Here is a 15731-nt window from a genome sequence, read left to right as displayed (position 1 = left end):
GATCTCGGCCACCGTAGGGCCCTGACCTCCTGACACCCAGACCAAAACCCGGTGGACCCCAAGGCGATGATAGCCCCTCTGCAGCAAGGCGCGGCCGATCCCCGGCTCATCCTGCGTGACGAGGAGCTGGACAGCGGCCTGGAGCTGATCCTGCTGGCCGAGGCGGCCCTCTGGGCGGCGGTCGATGGGGCCCTGGAAGCCGAAGGCCTCGGCCTCGGACGGTCCCACTGGCGCGCGGCCTTCCTGCTCCGACGCCGGCCAGGCATCGGCGTGCAGGACCTGTCAAAGCTGACCAGCCTCTCGAAACAGGCCGCCAGCCGCACCCTGGCGGACCTGGCCCGGGCCGGCCTGGTCGAGCGCGCCTCCGGCGATCTGGACGGCCGCCGCAAGCCCGCGGTGCTGACCGAGCAAGGCCTGGCCTTCGAGGCCCGCACCGCCGAGCGCCTGCGCGCCCTGCTGGCCAAGGCCTATCGAACCGGCGGCCTCGACGGCGTGGCCGGCACAAGGCGCATCCTGGCCGCTCTCGCGGGTCCGAGACAGGGTGTGGGTCCAACCCGTAGAGTGGTGGCATGACACCCGAAGAACGCCGCGACCGCCACCTGCTGGTCGTCGATGATGACGACCGCATTCGCAAGCTGCTCAAGGAGTACCTGGTCCGGGCCGGGTTCCGGGTCAGCACGGCTGCCGATGCGGCCGGGGCTGACAGGCTTTGCGCCGCCCTGGACTTCGACCTGATGGTGCTGGACGTGATGATGCCCGGCGAAGACGGCCTGGCCTTCACGCGGCGCCTGAGGGCGAAGGGCGGCGAAACCGCCCGCACCCCGATCCTGATGCTGACCGCCCGCGACCAGACCCAGGACCGCATCGAGGGGCTGAGCCTCGGGGTGGATGACTATCTGGGCAAGCCCTTCGAACCGCAGGAACTGCTGCTGCGGATCGAGGCCATCCTGCGCCGGACCACCGCCCGGCCGACCGGCCCGCGGGCCCTGTCCCTGGGACGCTGCGCCTTCGAACCCGAGCGCGGCGAGCTGACCTGTGACGGCCAGGCCGTGCGCCTGACCGAGGCCGAGGTCGCCCTGATGCGCCGTCTGGCTCGCGCGGTGCATGAGCCGGTCGACCGGCTGGATCTGGCCCGCGACACCGCCGACGCCACCGGCCGCGCCATCGACGTCCAGGTCACCCGCCTGCGCCGCAAGATCGAGCCCGACCCGAAGAACCCGCGCTATTTGCAGACGGTGCGGGGCATTGGCTATCGGCTGGCCCCGGATTGATGCGCCTGCGCGCCAAGCTCTACATCCCCCGCCAGATCAAGCGCTGGCTGCCGACCTCGCTGTTCGGACGGTCGCTGCTGATCATCGTCCTGCCGGTGGCGGTGATGCAGATCGCCGTGACCTGGGCCTTTTTCGACGCCCACTGGCAGACTGTGAACAGCAAGCTGTCCGAGGGGCTGGCCGGCGACATCGCCTGGGCCGTCGCCAGCTACCAGGACGATCCGAGCCCCGAGGCCGTCGTCAAGCTGGCCGCGCGCGCCGAAGAATCCCTGGCCCTGTCCATCGCCTTTCAGAAGGGCAAGAAACTGCCGACCGGGCGTCGCACCTCGCTTCTGCCGGCCCTGGATCGCTCGTTGCAGGACGCCCTGGCCGACCGGCTGATCGCGCCCTTCTGGTTCGATACCACCCGCTACACCGCCTATATCGACATCCGGGTGCAGGTGGAGGGCGGGGTCCTGCAGATCTACGCCCTGCGCGATCGGGCCTTCGCCACCCAGGGCCATATCTTCATCCTCTGGATGGTCATGGCGACCCTGCTGCTGACGGCGGTGGCCATTCTGTTCATCCGCAACCAGGTGCGGGCCATCGAGCGCCTGGCCGATGCGGCCGATGCCTTCGGTCGCGGCGGCGATATCGACTTCAAGCCCCATGGCGCGCGCGAGGTGCGGCAGGCCGCCATGGCCTTCCTGGCCATGAAGGCACGCATCCAGCGCCATATCGAACAGCGCACCGCCCTGCTGGCCAGTGTCAGCCATGACCTGCGCACGCCCCTGACCCGACTGAAGCTTGAGGTGGCCCTGGCCGAACCGTGCGAGCGGATGGACGCCATGAAGGGCGACCTCTCGGAAATGGAGCACATGATCGACGAATACCTCGCCTTTGCCCGCGGCGAGGGCGGGGAGACGCCCCAGACCGTCGATCTGACCGATCTGATCGGCGGCGTCGTGGCGGCCGCCGTCCGGACCGGCGCGGCAGTCGAGGCCGAGATCGCGCCCGACCTGGTCGTGGAACTGCGGCCCAATGCCTTCCGGCGCGCCCTGGCCAACCTGATCGACAATGCTGCCGCCCATGGCGAACACGTCAGGGTCTCGGTCGCCGCGCGGATCACCGGCGGGGTGGAGATCCTGGTCGACGACGATGGCCCGGGCATTCCGGAAGACCGCTATGAGGACGCCTTCAAGCCGTTCAACCGGCTGGATGAGTCCCGCAACCAGAACGAAAAGGGCGTCGGGCTGGGTCTGGCCATCGCCCGCGACATGGCGCGGGGCCTGGGCGGGGACCTGGTGCTGGAACGCTCACCGATGGGCGGTCTGCGGGCGGTGATGCGTTTACCGGGCTAGTTCGGACGGCGTAGATCCTCCCCCTCTGGGGGAGGTGGCCTGGAAGGCCGGCGGGGGCATCGCGGCCTAAGCCGAGCAGTCACCCTCAGTCGCTCTGCGACAGCTCCCCCAAAGGGGGAGCCTCAGAACCCCGCCCCGATCTTGCTGAGCCGCTCGGCCAGCAGCTTCAGCCGCTTGTCCAGCTCGGCCATGGTGCGGTTCAGGGCCCCTTCGTCGTCGCGCCAGACCTGGACGGTCCGGGCCCAGACCGCCGTCATTGCGGCCAGACGGACCGGCGTGGCCTCAACGCCCCCGGCCTCGAGGATGGCCCGCGCAGTCTTCGGAAAGCGCAGGGCGGACACGACCATGCCTTCGGAGGCGGCGATGGCGATCAGCGCGGCACGATGTGGCTCCATCGCCTCGAGCCGCGCCATGGCCGCATCGAACAGCCGGTCGTGGGTCGAGGCGTCGTCGGCCGAGACCGTTCCGAGGGCTGCGCGATCGAAGCGGGTCGACAGATGGGCCAAAACCGCGCCCTTGCCCGAGGCCAGGGCGTAGAGCTCGGCGAACGGAACCTCCGCCTTCAGCGCGATGTCACGCAGGGCGATGTGATGCCAGGGCTTGTCAGCCGCCAGGGCCAGGGCGGCGGCGGCGGCGCGATCGAGGAGGTCTTCAGCGGCGGTCATGCCTCTTCAGATGGCGGGCGCCGGGGACGATGGCAAGGCGATGCGCGTCCCCGGCGACTTCAATTCAGTCGATCTTGACGAACGGCGTCGAGGAGCCGGTGACCTTGGGCAGGACGCCATCCCACTTCTCGATCGCCTGCTGCTGCAGGACCTGGGGATTGGAGCGGAGTGCCTCGCCCTTGATCCGGATAGCCTCGGCCTCACCCTTGGCCTTGGCCACGGCGGCATTGGCCAGGGCGGTTTCCTTGGCCTCGAGCGCCTTGGCGGCCAGGGCTTCCTGCTCCAGCTGGGTCTTGCGCTGCATCTGGTCGATGACGGCGGTCGGGTAGCGGATCGAGCCGATCCAGTCCATTTGCGAGACTGTCACCCCGTGCTTGGACCACTTCCCGGCGACCCTGGCGAAGGCCTTCTGGATCACCATCTGGCGCCCCCCGCTATACAGGGTCTCGACCCCGACCTTCTCGGCCTCGGCCGCCACGGCCGAGCGGACATCATTGCGGATCGGGCCATCGAGCAGCTGGTCGAAGGTCAGGCGATAGGTCTGGTAGAGGTTCGGGGCCGAGGCCGGATTGACCTGCATGGTCACCGAGACATCGGCGGTCATCGGCAGGCCGGTATTGTCGGAGAAGGTGATCTCCTCGTTCTCATTGCCGCGCTCGTCCTTCTCGCGCGTGTAGCTGTAGGTACGCTGGATCACCGGATACTGGACGATCCGCTCGCCGATGCCGCGGAAGTACCAGCGCGCCGGCAGGGCTTCCGGCGACACCCCGGCCCCGGAGCCGAGGGTCTTGATCTTGACCCCGACATTGCCGGGCTCGACCGTGGTGCTGTGCGACAGGATCTGGCAGCCGCCGGTCATCAGGACCAGCACGCCGGCCACGATCACCATGGCATTGCGGAAGGAGGTCGGAGTGATCGACTTGCGGGCGAAGGCGGGCTCAGGACTCATGATTTTGGGTCTCACGGTTGACGGGGGATAGGCCCCTGGCGATGTCACGAACCATCAAGCGGGCCAGCCAGGCCAGGCCCAGCACGCCGCCCGCCCCCGCCAGAACGGCACCGATCAGACCCAGATCCGAGGCTGAACCCCAGAGGGGCCCGACCACGAGCCTGAGCCAAGCGATCAGGACCGCGAGGAAAAGGATGACATAGGCGACGGCCCTGGCGAGGCTGAAATACTGCTTGTCGGTCATGCCCCCTCCGGCGGGTTGCTGCACGGATCTGACCACGACCTTAGACTGTAGCGCTCGCCTGGCGAGTGAATTTTCGGTCAGCGATCCGCTAGCCGCCCAGGGCCTTTGACCGCGCGATCGCTGCATCCAGCGCGCGGGGCAGAAGATCGCCGAAGCCGCCCTCGCCCATCAGCACCGCAAGCGCCGCCGCCGTGGTGCCGCCCGGCGAGGTGACCTGCTTGCGCAGCTCGGAGGGCTCCTCGCCGCCCGCCTCCATCAGGGCTGCCGCACCGATGATGGTGGCGCGAGCGAGCTTTGCCGAAGCCGCCGGGTCGAGACCCACCCCGGCACCGGCCGCCTCCAGCGCCTCGACGAAGGCGTACAGATAGGCCGGAGCCGAGCCCGAGACGGCAGTGGCCGCGTGCAGCAGGTCCTCACGGTCGAGATCGACCATAGTGGCGACGGGTGCGAACAGGGCGTGGGCGACAGAGCGGGCGTCCGGCGTGTCGGCAAAGATGCTGGCCGTGCCCCGGCCGATGGCCACGGCGGTGGTCGGCATCACCCGGGCGACGGCGCGGCCGCCGAAGGCTGCAGAGATGTCTGCGGCGCGTACCCCGGCGGCGATCGAGACGATGACGGCGTCGGGGGCGAGGTGGGGGACCACATCCTCGATCGCCTCGCGCCAGATCTGCGGCTTAACGGCCAGCAGGACGGTTTTCGCGGCGGAGAGGGCTTCCAGCGGCGGATTGACCAGAGCGCCCACGAAGGCGGCGGGGTCAACATTGGGATCACGGACGATCAGGTCAGCGACGGGAAAGGCCCCGGCCTCGCGCCAGCCCTGGATCAGAGCGCCACCCATGCGACCGGCACCGAGGAGGAGGATGGGGGTCATGAAGTTTCCCGATCTCTGTCCTTCTCCCCTTGCGGGAGAAGGTGGCCTGCGAAACAGGTCGGATGAGGGGTTTCACGGAGATCGCCAGCACGCCCTCTCATCCGTCGCTTCGCGACACCTTCTCCCGCAAGGGGAGAAGGATTTAAAGCCCTAAGCCTGGCCGACGGTCTCGAACATGCAGGCGGCCATGGCCTCGTCCGGGGTCTTGGCACCCTGCAGCAGGAAGTCGAAGGCCGGATAGAAGCGGTCAGCCGCTTCGACGGCAGCGTCGATCATCGAGGCTGCCTGGGCCATGGTCGGGCGCTCGCCTGCCGGCAGGGCCAGGGCATGGCGGAACACCACCTCGCCATCCTCGGTCCAGACCTCGAAATGGCCCAGCCAGACGCGCTGGTTGATCATGGCCAGCAGTTCATAGGCACTGGCGCGCTTGGTCTTGGGGGCCCGCAGGTCCAGAGACAGGCAAAGTTGCAGGCAGTCGGCCTCAGGCCGCCACGCAAACCACAGCTCGTAATCCTTCCAGTCGCCAGTCAGGGCAAAGGCCAGATCGCCGTCTTCGGTGCGGTCAAAGGTCAGGTTTTCGGCGGACAGAACATGCTCGACCACCTCGAGGGGGTCGAGCGCCATCAGGACGTCGTCGTCTTCCGGTCGGGTATCCATAGGAATCCTGCGCGTCCCGTGAGCGATGGCGGGCGAGAGACCCCCCATGAATCGCTGACGTCGCGATGAGTCTAATCTGCTTCGCGAGCGCCGTCACAGCCCCTTCACGTCGAGGGCGAACAGCGGTTTGTCTATTCGCCTGTTCCGGCGGCCTTCTTGTCGGCCTTGGGCGCAGCGGCCTTCTTGGCCTTCAGGCCAGCAACCTCTTCGCGCAGCGCAGCCACCTCGGCCTTCAGCGCCTCGAAATCCTCGCGGCGGATCAGGTCAAATTCAGCCGCAAGACGGTCGGCCTGGGCCCGCATGGCGGTCTTGGCCTCTTCGCCGGCCGTCTGGGCGATGCCCATGGCCGCCTGGGTCAGCTTGGCGAATTCGTCAAGGAAGGGGTTCTGGCTGTGCATCGGGATTCCACATGCGGGCGACTGTGTCCGCAAAGCTTATATGGGAAGCAGGGGGTGAAAGCGAAGACCGAACCGGCTATGGCTGCGACGATCTGTCCGGAACGGAGTCCATCGCGTGATCTTTCCCGATATCGACCCGGTCGTGCACCTGGGCCCCCTGGCCCTGCAATGGGGCCCGCTGGCGATCCGCTGGTACGCCCTGGCCTATGTCGCCGGCATACTGCTCGGCTGGCGCTACATGGTCCGCCTGGTCAACCGCGAACCCCTGTGGGGCGGCCGGACACCGACCGCGACACCGCTGCAGATCGACGACCTGGTGCTCTGGATCACCCTCGGCATAATCCTCGGCGGACGGCTGGGCTATATCGTCTTCTACATGCTGGTGAATGAGGGCCAGAGGAACGGCCTGATAGAGCACCCCATGGCGGCCTTCCGGATCTGGGAGGGCGGCATGTCCTTCCACGGCGGCTTTCTGGGCGTCTGCGCGGCCGTGGCCCTGTTTGCCCGTCAGCAAAAGATCGATGTGCTGAAACTCGGCGACCTGATCGCTCCGGTCGCGCCGATTGGCCTGTTCTTTGGCCGGGTGGCCAATTTCATCAATGGCGAGCTGTGGGGCCGGGTCACGGACCATCCGTTCGGGGTGATCTTCTGCAACCAGACCGTCCAGTATGCCAATGGCGGCCGCTGTCCCGCCGGGCCGGATCCGCGCCATCCCAGCCAGCTCTATGAGGCGGCCCTGGAAGGGCTCGTGCTGTTCGCCATTCTGTGGTTCGCGACCTACAGACTGAAATGGCTGCGGCGCCGGGGAGCCCTGACCGGGGCCTTCCTGGTCGGCTACGGCCTGTTCCGCGCCCTGCTGGAGAACGTGCGCAATCCCGACGAGGGCATGCCCGACTTTCCGTTTGGCCTGACCATGGGCATGATCCTGTCGATCCCGATGCTGCTGGTCGGGGCCTGGATGCTGTGGAAGGCGCTGCGCGAGCCGGCCGACGAGGCTCCAAATTCCGAGACCCATGAGCCTGCTTGACCGTCTGAAGGCCCAGATCGCCCAGGACGGACCGATCAGCCTCGCCGAATATTTCACCCGCTGCCTGCACGACCCGCACGACGGCTATTACGCGACCCGGCCCGACCTGGGGGCCGGCGGCGATTTCATCACCGCGCCGCTGGTCAGCCAGATGTTCGGTGAACTGATCGGCCTGTGGGCGGTGGAAACCTGGACCCGCATGGGCCGGCCGTCATCGTTCCGGCTGGTCGAGTTGGGACCCGGCGACGGGACCCTGATCAGCGACCTGCTGCGCGCCGCGCGGCTGGCACCGGACTTTCTGGCCGCCGCCGAGCTATGGCTTGTCGAGGTCTCCCCGCCCCTGCGCGCTCTGCAAGCGGAGCGACTGGCCGGCGCGCCCTTGCCGCCGCGCTGGGCTGACCGGCTTGAAGCCGTCCCGAGCGGCGCGCCGATCCTCCTGGTCGCCAATGAGGTGCTGGACTGCCTGCCCGCCCGCCAGTTTGTCCGCAAGGAAACGGGCTGGGCCGAGCGGGTGATCGGGCTGGCTGAGGCGGGGAATCTGGCGTTTGGATTGCGCAGCCTGAATCCTCTCCCCAGTGGGCGAGCGGGCCGCGCAGCGCATACAGCTGTCATCCCGGACAAGCGAAGCGCAGATCCGGGACCGACGGAAGTTCTGAGTTCAGGCGTCGGTCCCGGATCTGTGCGCGATGCGCTCGTCCGGGATGACAGCCGCTTTCCGGCTGGAGACGAGGGTATCCCCCAGTGGCGGGATGACCATCCGCCCGGAACCCTCCTCGAATCCTCGCCCGCCCAAGCCGCCCTTGGCACCGAGATCGGCCACCGGGTCGCGACCGATGGCGGCGCGGCCCTGCTGATCGATTATGGTCGCGACACCGCAGGCCCCGGCGACACGCTCCAGGCCGTGCAGGGGCACCGCAAGGTCGATCCCCTGGAGAGCCCTGGCCAGGCCGACCTGACTGTCTGGGCCGACTTCCCGGCCGTGCTGGCGGCGGGGGTCGAGGCCGGCGCGAAAGCCGGACCGATCCTGCAGCAGGCCACCTTTCTGGCAAGGCTGGGCATTGAGGCGCGGGCCGAGGCCCTGGCCGCCGCCCGCCCCGACCGCGCCGATGTGATCGCAAGACAGCTTGATCGCCTGACCGGAGAGGCGCAGATGGGCCACCTGTTCAAGGTCGTCTGCCTCAGCGCGCCCGGCCTTTCGCCCCCCCTCTTCGAGGACGCGACATGACCAAGATCGACCTGCCCACCATTCAGTCGCCTCTGCTGGCGGCCATTCCGGGTGTCCGCCATGCCTTCTTCACCCGGCAGGGTGGGGTCTCGACCGGTATCTATGACAGCCTGAATGTCGGGCGGGGCAGCCAGGACGATCCGGCCGACGTGATCGAGAACCGGGCCCGCGCCGCGCGCTGGTTCGGGGTCGCGCCTGAAGACCTCAACACCTGCTACCAGATCCATTCGACCATCGCGATCGTCGCCGACGGGTCCTGGGGCGATGTGCGGCCCGAGGGCGACGCTGTCGTCACCCGGACCCCCGGCGTGGTCTGTGGCGCGCTGTCGGCCGACTGCGCGCCGGTGCTGATCGTTGATCCCGTGGCCCGCATTGTCGCCGCAGCCCATGCCGGCTGGCGCGGAGCCCTGGACGGCGTCGTCCAGGCCGCCGTCGACAGGATGGTGGTGCTCGGGGGCGAGCCCGAGCGCATGGTCGCCGCCGTCGGACCCTGTATCGGGCCGGACTCCTACGAGGTCGGCGTCGACTTCCTGCACCGCTTCGAAGCCGATTGCCCCGGCTCGGGCCACTTCTTCCTGCCCGGCGTCAGCGACGACAAGCGGATGTTCGACCTACCGGCCTTCGTGCTGGACCGCCTGCGCACCGCCGGCATCGAGCAGCGCGAATGGGTGGGCCGAGATACCCGGGCCGAAGAGGCCCTGTTCTTCTCCAACCGCCGGGCTTTCCTGAGCGGCGAGGGCGACTATGGGCGGCTGCTGTCGGCGATCGCGCTGGAGGCCTAAGCCAACCCGAAAGCCACAAAGCGTCGCAGATCCGTCATGTCGGCCGTTAAGGTCTTGCCCCGGGGCCGATCGCTGCTAGAAGCCCCGCAACGCGACACCCCCTGCTCCGAGCGCCCCCATGAAGCTGCTGTCCGGCAACTCGAACCGTCCGCTGTCCCAGTCGATTGCGGAGTATCTCGACATGCCGCTGACCCGCGCCCAGGTGCGCCGGTTCGCCGACCTGGAAGTGTTCGTCACGATCGACGAGAACGTCCGCGGCGAGGATGTCTTCGTCCTGCAGTCGACCAGCTATCCCGCCAATGACAACCTGATGGAGCTGCTGATCTGCATCGACGCCCTGAAGCGCGCGTCGGGCAAGCGGATCACCGCCGTCCTTCCCTATTTCGGCTATGCCCGCCAGGACCGCAAAACCGGCGGCCGCACGCCGATTTCGGCCAAGCTGGTCGCCAATCTGATCACCCGCTCGGGCGCCGACCGCGTCCTGACGATGGATCTGCATGCCGGCCAGATCCAGGGCTTCTTCGACATCCCGACCGACAACCTGCTGCCCTCGCGCCTGCTGGCCGACGACATCATCCGCAACTATTCGATCGGCGATGACCTGATGGTGGTTTCGCCCGACGTCGGCGGCGTGGTGCGCGCCCGGGCCCTGGCCAAGCGCCTCAACGACGCCGACCTGGCCATCGTCGACAAGCGCCGCTCGGGCCCCGGCCAATCTGAGGTGATGAATATCATCGGCGACGTTTCGGGCCGCCGCTGCATCCTGTTCGACGACATCGCCGACTCGGCCGGCACCCTGTGCAACGCCGCCGCCGCCCTGGTGGCCCAGGGCGCGGTCTCGGTCAGCGCCTATGTCACCCACGGGGTGCTGTCGGGCGCGGCGGCCGAGCGCGTCGCCAATTCGGTCCTGACCGAACTGGTGGTTACCGACTCGATCGAGGCCTCCGACACCGTCAAGGCCTGCCCGAAGATCCGCTATGTGTCGTGCGCCCCGCTGATCGGTGAAGCGATCCGCCGGATCGCCAATGAAGAGTCGGTCTCCAAGCTGTTCGACTGATCGCTTCGGTCCCTTCCCCCCTTGAGCGAAGCTGCTTGCGGCTACGCTTGTCAAAGGCTGCTTAACGGGCTGAGTGTCACAATACCGCCCGCCGCAGATGCTATCTGCGAAAACCAGACCCATGGGGAAGTTGCCCGGAATGCCTATTTCTTCGCGTGCGCGCGCCGTTCTGTTGACGGCCGCCGTCGCCCTGGCCAGCGTCCTGGCCGGTTGCGAGACTCCGCCGCCCCCCCCGCCGCCGCCCGTCGTCGTCGCGCCGCCGGCCCCGCCGCCGATCACCCTGTCCAATGTGCTGGTCGAGCGGGCCAGTGCCTTCCGCGGCTACATGGCCCGGGCCGGCGCGATACGTCCCGACTTCCAGAACGGCGAACAGATCCAGTCTTCACTGAAGGTGGGCGTGGCCTATGAGCCCAAGCAGCTGCTGTCGGGCGCGACCGCCTATGCCGCCGTCATCGCCCTGCAGGATCCAGCCTTTGTCGGTGACGTGCGCAGCTTTGCGGCCGACCCGGCCCAGCGCCAGCAGGTGATCGCCCAGCTGATCGCCGATCCGGCCTATGCGGTCGGCTTCAAGGGCAGCGACACAGCCGCCGGCCTCGTGATCGACACGCTCGGCGCGGAAGGCCTCAAGGTCTATGCCGCCGGCAAGGCCGTCAAACAGGCCGCCTATGACGTGCAGCGCTCGGCCTGGTCCAAGGCCTCGGTCCCGGACCGCGACGGCCGCCTGGCCTATGCCAAGACCATGTCAGCGATCCCGGCCCTGGGCGAGACCAGCGATGTGGCAGCCCTGCAGCAGGCCTCGGTGGGCGTCCAGCCCCTGAGCCTGACGCCGCGCGCCGCCGCCGGACCCTATTCGCCGGTCGTCGTTCGCGGCCTGGCCGTGGCGGCCCTGGCGGCGCTCGGCGCGGCCGGAGACGACAACCTCGCCACCATCGAGGCCGTGATGGCCGAGCCCAATTCGGCCATGTGCCTGAACATGGGCAAGCTGAACCTCTACCAGTGTCTGGCCGTCGCCAAGCCGCACTATGAGGACGTCTTCTGCCTCGGCCAGCATGTCCTGATGGATACCGGCCAGTGCGTAATCAAGGCCTCCGGCACCCCGATGCCGGTCGAGCCGGTTCCTCCGCCGCGCGCCATGCCGGAAAAGGCCTCGATCGGTCAGGGCGGCGGCGCGGGCCGCAACTCCAAGAAGGCCAAGGCCGCCGCCAAGAAGCCGGCTACCCGCAAATAGCGGAAAGACCTCAAGAGTTTGAAGGGCCGGGCGTTGCATCGCCCGGCCCTTCTGTGTATGTAGCGCGACCCAAAAAACGTCGACCGAGCGGGGCAATCCAGTCCTGTGCGGCGGCTTCACATTTCGAGAGCAGGGGCTCTCCAGAGAGACCATCATGGCCGAGATCATTCTGAACGTTGAACTCCGCGACCGCGCCGGCACCGGCGGCGCTCGCGAAACCCGCCGCAATGGCAAGGTCCCCGGCGTCCTGTACGGCGGCGGCAAGGCTCCCGTGAACATCGCGGTCAAGGGCAACGAATTCCGCAAGGCGCTCTACACCGGCAAGCTGCTCGGCCACCTGGTCACGCTGCAGTACGGCGAAGAGAAGCAGTCGGTCATCGCCAAGGCCGTGCAATTCCACGCCGTCACCGACGAGCCGGTCCACTTCGACCTGTACCGCGTCGACGAGCACCAGCTGATCAAGATCGAAGTTCCGGTTCACTTCAAGAACCACGACACCTCGGTCGGCCTGAAGAAGGGCGGCACGCTGGAAGTCATCCGTCACACCGTCGAGCTGGCCTGCCCGGCCGACAAGATCCCCGAAGAACTGGTCATCGATCTGGCCGGCCACGACATCGGCGACGTCATCCGCATCTCGGAAGTGAAGCTGCCGGAAGGCGTGAAGCCTGCCCAGGACCGCGACTTCGTGATCGCCAACGTCAAGGCCTCGGCCGCGTCGCAATCGAGCGAAGGCGACACCACCGCCTGAGGCCAGTCGCCTTTGGTCGGATCGCCGATCTGATATCGAGACGGGCGGGCTTACAAAGCCCGCCCGTTTTTCGTTTCCGCCTCCCCCTTGGATTGAAGCCATGCTGATCCTGGCCGGTCTCGGCAATCCCGAGGCCAAGTACGAAAAGAACCGGCACAATGTCGGGTTCATGGCGGTCGATGCCCTGGCCCGCCGCTGGGGAACCGGACCCTGGCGCGCGCGCTTTCAGGGCCTGGCTTGCGAAGGCTCGGTCTCGACGCCGAACGGCCCAATCAAGCTGCTGCTGCTCAAGCCCAAGACCTACTACAATGAGAGCGGCCGCGCCGTGGGCGAGGCAATGAAGTTCTTCAAGCTGGCCCCGGCCGACGTGATCGTCTTCCACGACGAGATCGACATGGCTCCCGGCCGCTTCCGGATGAAGGCCGGCGGCGGGGCGGCGGGCAATAACGGCATCCGCTCGATCACCAGCCAGGTCGGCGACGCCTTCCGGCGCGGCCGCATCGGGGTGGGCCATCCGGGCGACAAGGCCATGGTCATGCACTATGTGCTGGGCGACTTTCACAAGGTCGAGCACCAGTGGCTGGACCCGCTGCTGGACGCGATCTGCGACGCCCTGCCCTTTGCGGCTGCGGGAGACGACGAGCGCTACCAGGCCGAGATCATGCGCCTGGCCCCCTCACCCAAGGCCGACCCCAAGAAGCCGGCCAAGTCCGAGGACTGAATCTCAGGACAGCCGGTCGCGGAACTCGGGATAGTCGAACTCGCGCACCAGCTTCAGGGCGTCGCTGTCGCTGTTCCACAGGGCGATGGCCGGCAAGGGCACGCCGTTGAAGGTGTTGGTCTTGACCATCGAATAGTGCGCCTGGTCGAGGAAGGCGATGCGCGCGCCCGGCTGCGGCCGTGCGGCAAAGCCATAGTCGCCGATGATGTCGCCCGCCAGGCACGAGGGCCCGCCGATGCGCAGGGTCACCCCGCCCTCGACTTCGCCCAGCATCGCCGGCCGATAGGGCGCCTCGATGACATCGGGCATGTGGCAGGTGGCCGAGATGTCGGTGATGGCCACCGGCACGCTGTTGTCGAAGGTGTCGAGGATCTCGCCGACCAGTATGCCGGCGTCGAGGGCGATGGCCTCTCCGGGCTCGATATAGACCTGCAGCCCGTAGCGCTGGCCGATATCGGCCAGGAAGGCGATCAGGTCGGCGGTCTGGTAGTCGGCCCGGGTGACATGGTGGCCACCACCCAGGTTCAGCCATTTCAGCTGGCCCAGCATCCCTTCCAGCCTCGGCTCCACCGACGCCCAGATCCGCTGCAGAGGCGCGAAATCCTGTTCGCACAGGGCATGGATATGCAGACCGTCGACGCCGTCCAGATGTTCCGGGCGGAGCTGTGAGACCGGAAAGCCCAGGCGCGATCCCCTCTGGCAGGGATCATATTTGGCGACCTCGGCCTCGCTGTGCTCGGGATTGAGACGCAGACCGATATCGAACACCTCGCCCGCCGCCCGCGCCGCCGCGATCAGATCGGCAAAGCGGGCGATCTGGGCGGGCGCGTTGAAGATCACCGAGTCGGACAGCCGCAGGATCTCGGGCAGGTCCTCGGCCTTGTAGGCCGGCGAATAGGTGGTCAGGTGGCCCTTGTAGAACTCACGGGCCAGCCGTGCTTCCCACAGGCCCGAGGCGCAGACACCGTCCAGATACTCGCCGACCACATCGGCCAGCGACCACATCGAAAACGCCTTCAGGGCCAGCAGGACCCTGGCTCCGGATCCGTCACCGACGGCCTTGAGCATGGCGAGATTGCGCCGCACCGCGACCTCGTCGACCACGAAACAGGGCGACGGGACGCGATACAGGTCAAAGCGGGCGAATGCGCCGGGGCCGGCGGCCTTGGTTTCCATCTGCGGATCGATCAGAAGGCCAGGGGCGCGTCCAGGTCCTGCACCTTCCAGGGCAGGCCATGCTTGTTCAGCATGTCCATGAACGGATCGGGATCCAGCTGCTCCATGTTGAACACGCCCGCGCCCTTCCACTGACCGGTCAGCAACAGGGCCGCCCCGATCATGGCCGGAACGCCCGTGGTGTAGCTGACCGCCTGGTTGTTGGTCTCGGCGTAGGCTTCTTCGTGGTCGCAGATGTTGTTGATGTAGACGGTACGGGCCTTGCCGTCCTTCTCACCGGTCGCGATCGTGCCGATATTGGTCTTGCCCTTGGTGATCGGGCCCAGCGAGGACGGCTCGGGCAGCAGGGCCTTCAGGAACTCGATCGGGATGATCTCCCGGCCCTGGAACATCATCGGCTCGATGCTGGTCATGCCGATATTGCCCAGCACGTCCAGGTGCTTGAGATAGCTGTCGCCGAAGGTCATCCAGAAGCGGATGCGCTGGATCTCCGGATAGAACTTCACGAGGGACTCAAGTTCCTCGTGGTACATCAGGTACATGTTCTTCGGGCCGACCTGCTCGAAGTCGAACACCTGCTTGTGGCTCAGGGCCGGGCCCTCGACCCATTGGCCGCCTTCCCAGTGCCGCGACGGGGCGGTCACTTCGCGCAGATTGATCTCGGGATTGAAGTTGGTGGCAAAGGGCAGGCCGGTGTCGCCGCCATTGCAGTCCAGGATGTCGAGCGTGTCGATCCGGTCCAGCAGATGCTTCTTGGTATAGGTGGTGAAGACCGAGGTCACGCCCGGGTCGAAACCGCTGCCCAGCAGGGCCATCAGACCGGCGTCCTTGAAGCGGTCCTGATAGGCCCACTGCCACTTGTATTCGAACTTGGCCTCGTCGCGCGGCTCGTAATTGGCCGTGTCGAGATAGTTCACCCCGGCCGCCAGACAGGCGTCCATGATGTTGAGGTCCTGATAGGGCAGGGCCAGATTGACCACCAGGGCGGGCTTGACCGCCTGGATCAGGGCCGTGGTCGCCACCACGTCATCGGCGTCGATGGCAGCCGTGTCGATGGTCACGCCCGTGCGCTGTTTGACGGATTGCGCGATGGCGTCGCATTTCGACTTCGTTCGGCTCGCCAGCGTGATGTGCGAGAACACGTCCGTATTCATCGCCATCTTGTGGACGGCAACCGAACCAACACCGCCAGCACCGATAACCAGCACCCTGCTCATTTGGCCTTCTCCTAACGCCTGTAGCCTCTGCAGTGTGAACGCCTGCGAGAGGGGGGCGGGGGTCTTATCACGAGGACGTCGAGTCCGCTAATCACCCTAAGCAGAAGCTGCGACAGTTCTCTACCTTCTCCGGATCCGACGCAGACTCCGGCCCG

General features: G+C 67.2%; 18 protein-coding genes. 10 read left to right on the top strand and 8 right to left on the bottom strand.

The features are described from left to right. The first annotated feature begins 66 nt into the window (after positions 1-66). Genes AQ619_RS01885 through AQ619_RS01875 form a run of 3 tightly spaced genes read left to right on the top strand, consistent with a single transcriptional unit; the run spans position 67 to position 2611 of the window. On the top strand, positions 67-573 hold the full coding sequence (locus AQ619_RS01885; protein ID WP_062151162.1) for a MarR family winged helix-turn-helix transcriptional regulator: 507 nt from the start codon (positions 67-69) through the stop codon (positions 571-573). Further along, positions 570-1271 (top strand): response regulator, encoded by a 702-nt coding sequence (locus tag AQ619_RS01880; RefSeq protein WP_062143483.1) that lies wholly within the window; start codon positions 570-572, stop codon positions 1269-1271. The genes AQ619_RS01885 and AQ619_RS01880 overlap by 4 nt, the downstream gene beginning before the upstream one ends. Continuing rightward, positions 1271-2611 (top strand): ATP-binding protein, encoded by a 1341-nt coding sequence (locus AQ619_RS01875; protein WP_062143480.1) that lies wholly within the window; start codon positions 1271-1273, stop codon positions 2609-2611. The genes AQ619_RS01880 and AQ619_RS01875 overlap by 1 nt, the downstream gene beginning before the upstream one ends. Positions 2612-2733: 122 nt before the next feature. Here AQ619_RS01875 and AQ619_RS01870 read toward each other — a convergent pair whose 3' ends face one another. The 6 genes from AQ619_RS01870 to AQ619_RS01845 form a co-directional block, all read right to left on the bottom strand. Further along, positions 2734-3276: a hypothetical protein gene (locus tag AQ619_RS01870; protein WP_062143477.1), complete on the bottom strand. Its 543-nt coding sequence runs from the start codon at positions 3274-3276 to the stop codon at positions 2734-2736. 64 nt (positions 3277-3340) lie between these two features. Then, complete coding sequence (locus tag AQ619_RS01865; RefSeq protein WP_062143474.1) at positions 3341-4225, bottom strand: SPFH domain-containing protein; 885 nt, start codon at positions 4223-4225, stop codon at positions 3341-3343. Further along, complete coding sequence (locus tag AQ619_RS01860) at positions 4215-4469, bottom strand: hypothetical protein (protein WP_062143471.1); 255 nt, start codon at positions 4467-4469, stop codon at positions 4215-4217. The genes AQ619_RS01865 and AQ619_RS01860 overlap by 11 nt, the downstream gene beginning before the upstream one ends. Before the next feature lie 88 nt (positions 4470-4557). After that, positions 4558-5340: a pyrroline-5-carboxylate reductase gene (gene proC, locus AQ619_RS01855; RefSeq protein ID WP_062143468.1), complete on the bottom strand. Its 783-nt coding sequence runs from the start codon at positions 5338-5340 to the stop codon at positions 4558-4560. 150 nt (positions 5341-5490) lie between these two features. Next, entirely contained in the window at positions 5491-5997 is a 507-nt protein-coding gene (locus AQ619_RS01850; RefSeq protein ID WP_062143465.1) for a type III secretion system chaperone family protein, read from the bottom strand. 131 nt (positions 5998-6128) lie between these two features. After that, on the bottom strand, positions 6129-6395 hold the full coding sequence (locus tag AQ619_RS01845; protein ID WP_062143461.1) for an accessory factor UbiK family protein: 267 nt from the start codon (positions 6393-6395) through the stop codon (positions 6129-6131). Between the two features lie 115 nt (positions 6396-6510). Here AQ619_RS01845 and lgt point away from each other — a divergent pair, with 115 nt between their 5' ends. The 7 genes from lgt (at position 6511) to pth (ending at position 13183) form a co-directional block, all read left to right on the top strand. Beyond that, on the top strand, positions 6511-7422 hold the full coding sequence (gene lgt, locus AQ619_RS01840) for a prolipoprotein diacylglyceryl transferase (RefSeq protein ID WP_062143458.1): 912 nt from the start codon (positions 6511-6513) through the stop codon (positions 7420-7422). Beyond that, complete coding sequence (locus AQ619_RS01835) at positions 7409-8647, top strand: class I SAM-dependent methyltransferase (RefSeq protein WP_062143455.1); 1239 nt, start codon at positions 7409-7411, stop codon at positions 8645-8647. The genes lgt and AQ619_RS01835 overlap by 14 nt, the downstream gene beginning before the upstream one ends. Beyond that, the gene (gene pgeF, locus AQ619_RS01830) at positions 8644-9429 is read left to right on the top strand and encodes a peptidoglycan editing factor PgeF (RefSeq protein ID WP_062143452.1); all 786 of its coding nucleotides are present in this window, start codon (positions 8644-8646) and stop codon (positions 9427-9429) included. Before AQ619_RS01835 ends, pgeF begins: the two co-directional genes overlap by 4 nt. A gap of 118 nt (positions 9430-9547) precedes the next feature. After that, positions 9548-10486: a ribose-phosphate pyrophosphokinase gene (locus AQ619_RS01825; protein WP_062143447.1), complete on the top strand. Its 939-nt coding sequence runs from the start codon at positions 9548-9550 to the stop codon at positions 10484-10486. A 139-nt stretch (positions 10487-10625) separates the two neighbouring features. Beyond that, on the top strand, positions 10626-11714 hold the full coding sequence (locus AQ619_RS01820; protein WP_062143444.1) for a hypothetical protein: 1089 nt from the start codon (positions 10626-10628) through the stop codon (positions 11712-11714). Positions 11715-11868: 154 nt separating this feature from the next. Then, positions 11869-12462, top strand: coding sequence for a 50S ribosomal protein L25/general stress protein Ctc (locus AQ619_RS01815; protein WP_062143441.1), 594 nt, complete (start codon positions 11869-11871; stop codon positions 12460-12462). 100 nt (positions 12463-12562) lie between these two features. Then, positions 12563-13183 (top strand): aminoacyl-tRNA hydrolase, encoded by a 621-nt coding sequence (gene pth, locus AQ619_RS01810; RefSeq protein ID WP_062143438.1) that lies wholly within the window; start codon positions 12563-12565, stop codon positions 13181-13183. 3 nt (positions 13184-13186) lie between these two features. On the opposite strand, the gene AQ619_RS01805 is transcribed toward pth, so the two are convergent. Both AQ619_RS01805 and AQ619_RS01800 read right to left on the bottom strand, forming a co-directional pair. Then, a complete protein-coding gene (locus AQ619_RS01805; protein WP_062143435.1) occupies positions 13187-14359 on the bottom strand; it encodes a carboxynorspermidine decarboxylase in 1173 nt (390 codons plus the stop codon). An 11-nt stretch (positions 14360-14370) separates the two neighbouring features. Continuing rightward, positions 14371-15576, bottom strand: coding sequence for a saccharopine dehydrogenase family protein (locus AQ619_RS01800; RefSeq protein WP_062143432.1), 1206 nt, complete (start codon positions 15574-15576; stop codon positions 14371-14373). Between the last annotated feature and the right edge of the window lie 155 nt (positions 15577-15731).

The sequence above is a fragment of the Caulobacter henricii genome (genome assembly GCF_001414055.1).
Taxonomy (GTDB): Bacteria; Pseudomonadota; Alphaproteobacteria; order Caulobacterales; family Caulobacteraceae; genus Caulobacter; species Caulobacter henricii.
The sequence above is the reverse complement of the archived record's forward strand: the minus strand, read 5'-3'. Positions and strand labels throughout refer to the sequence as shown.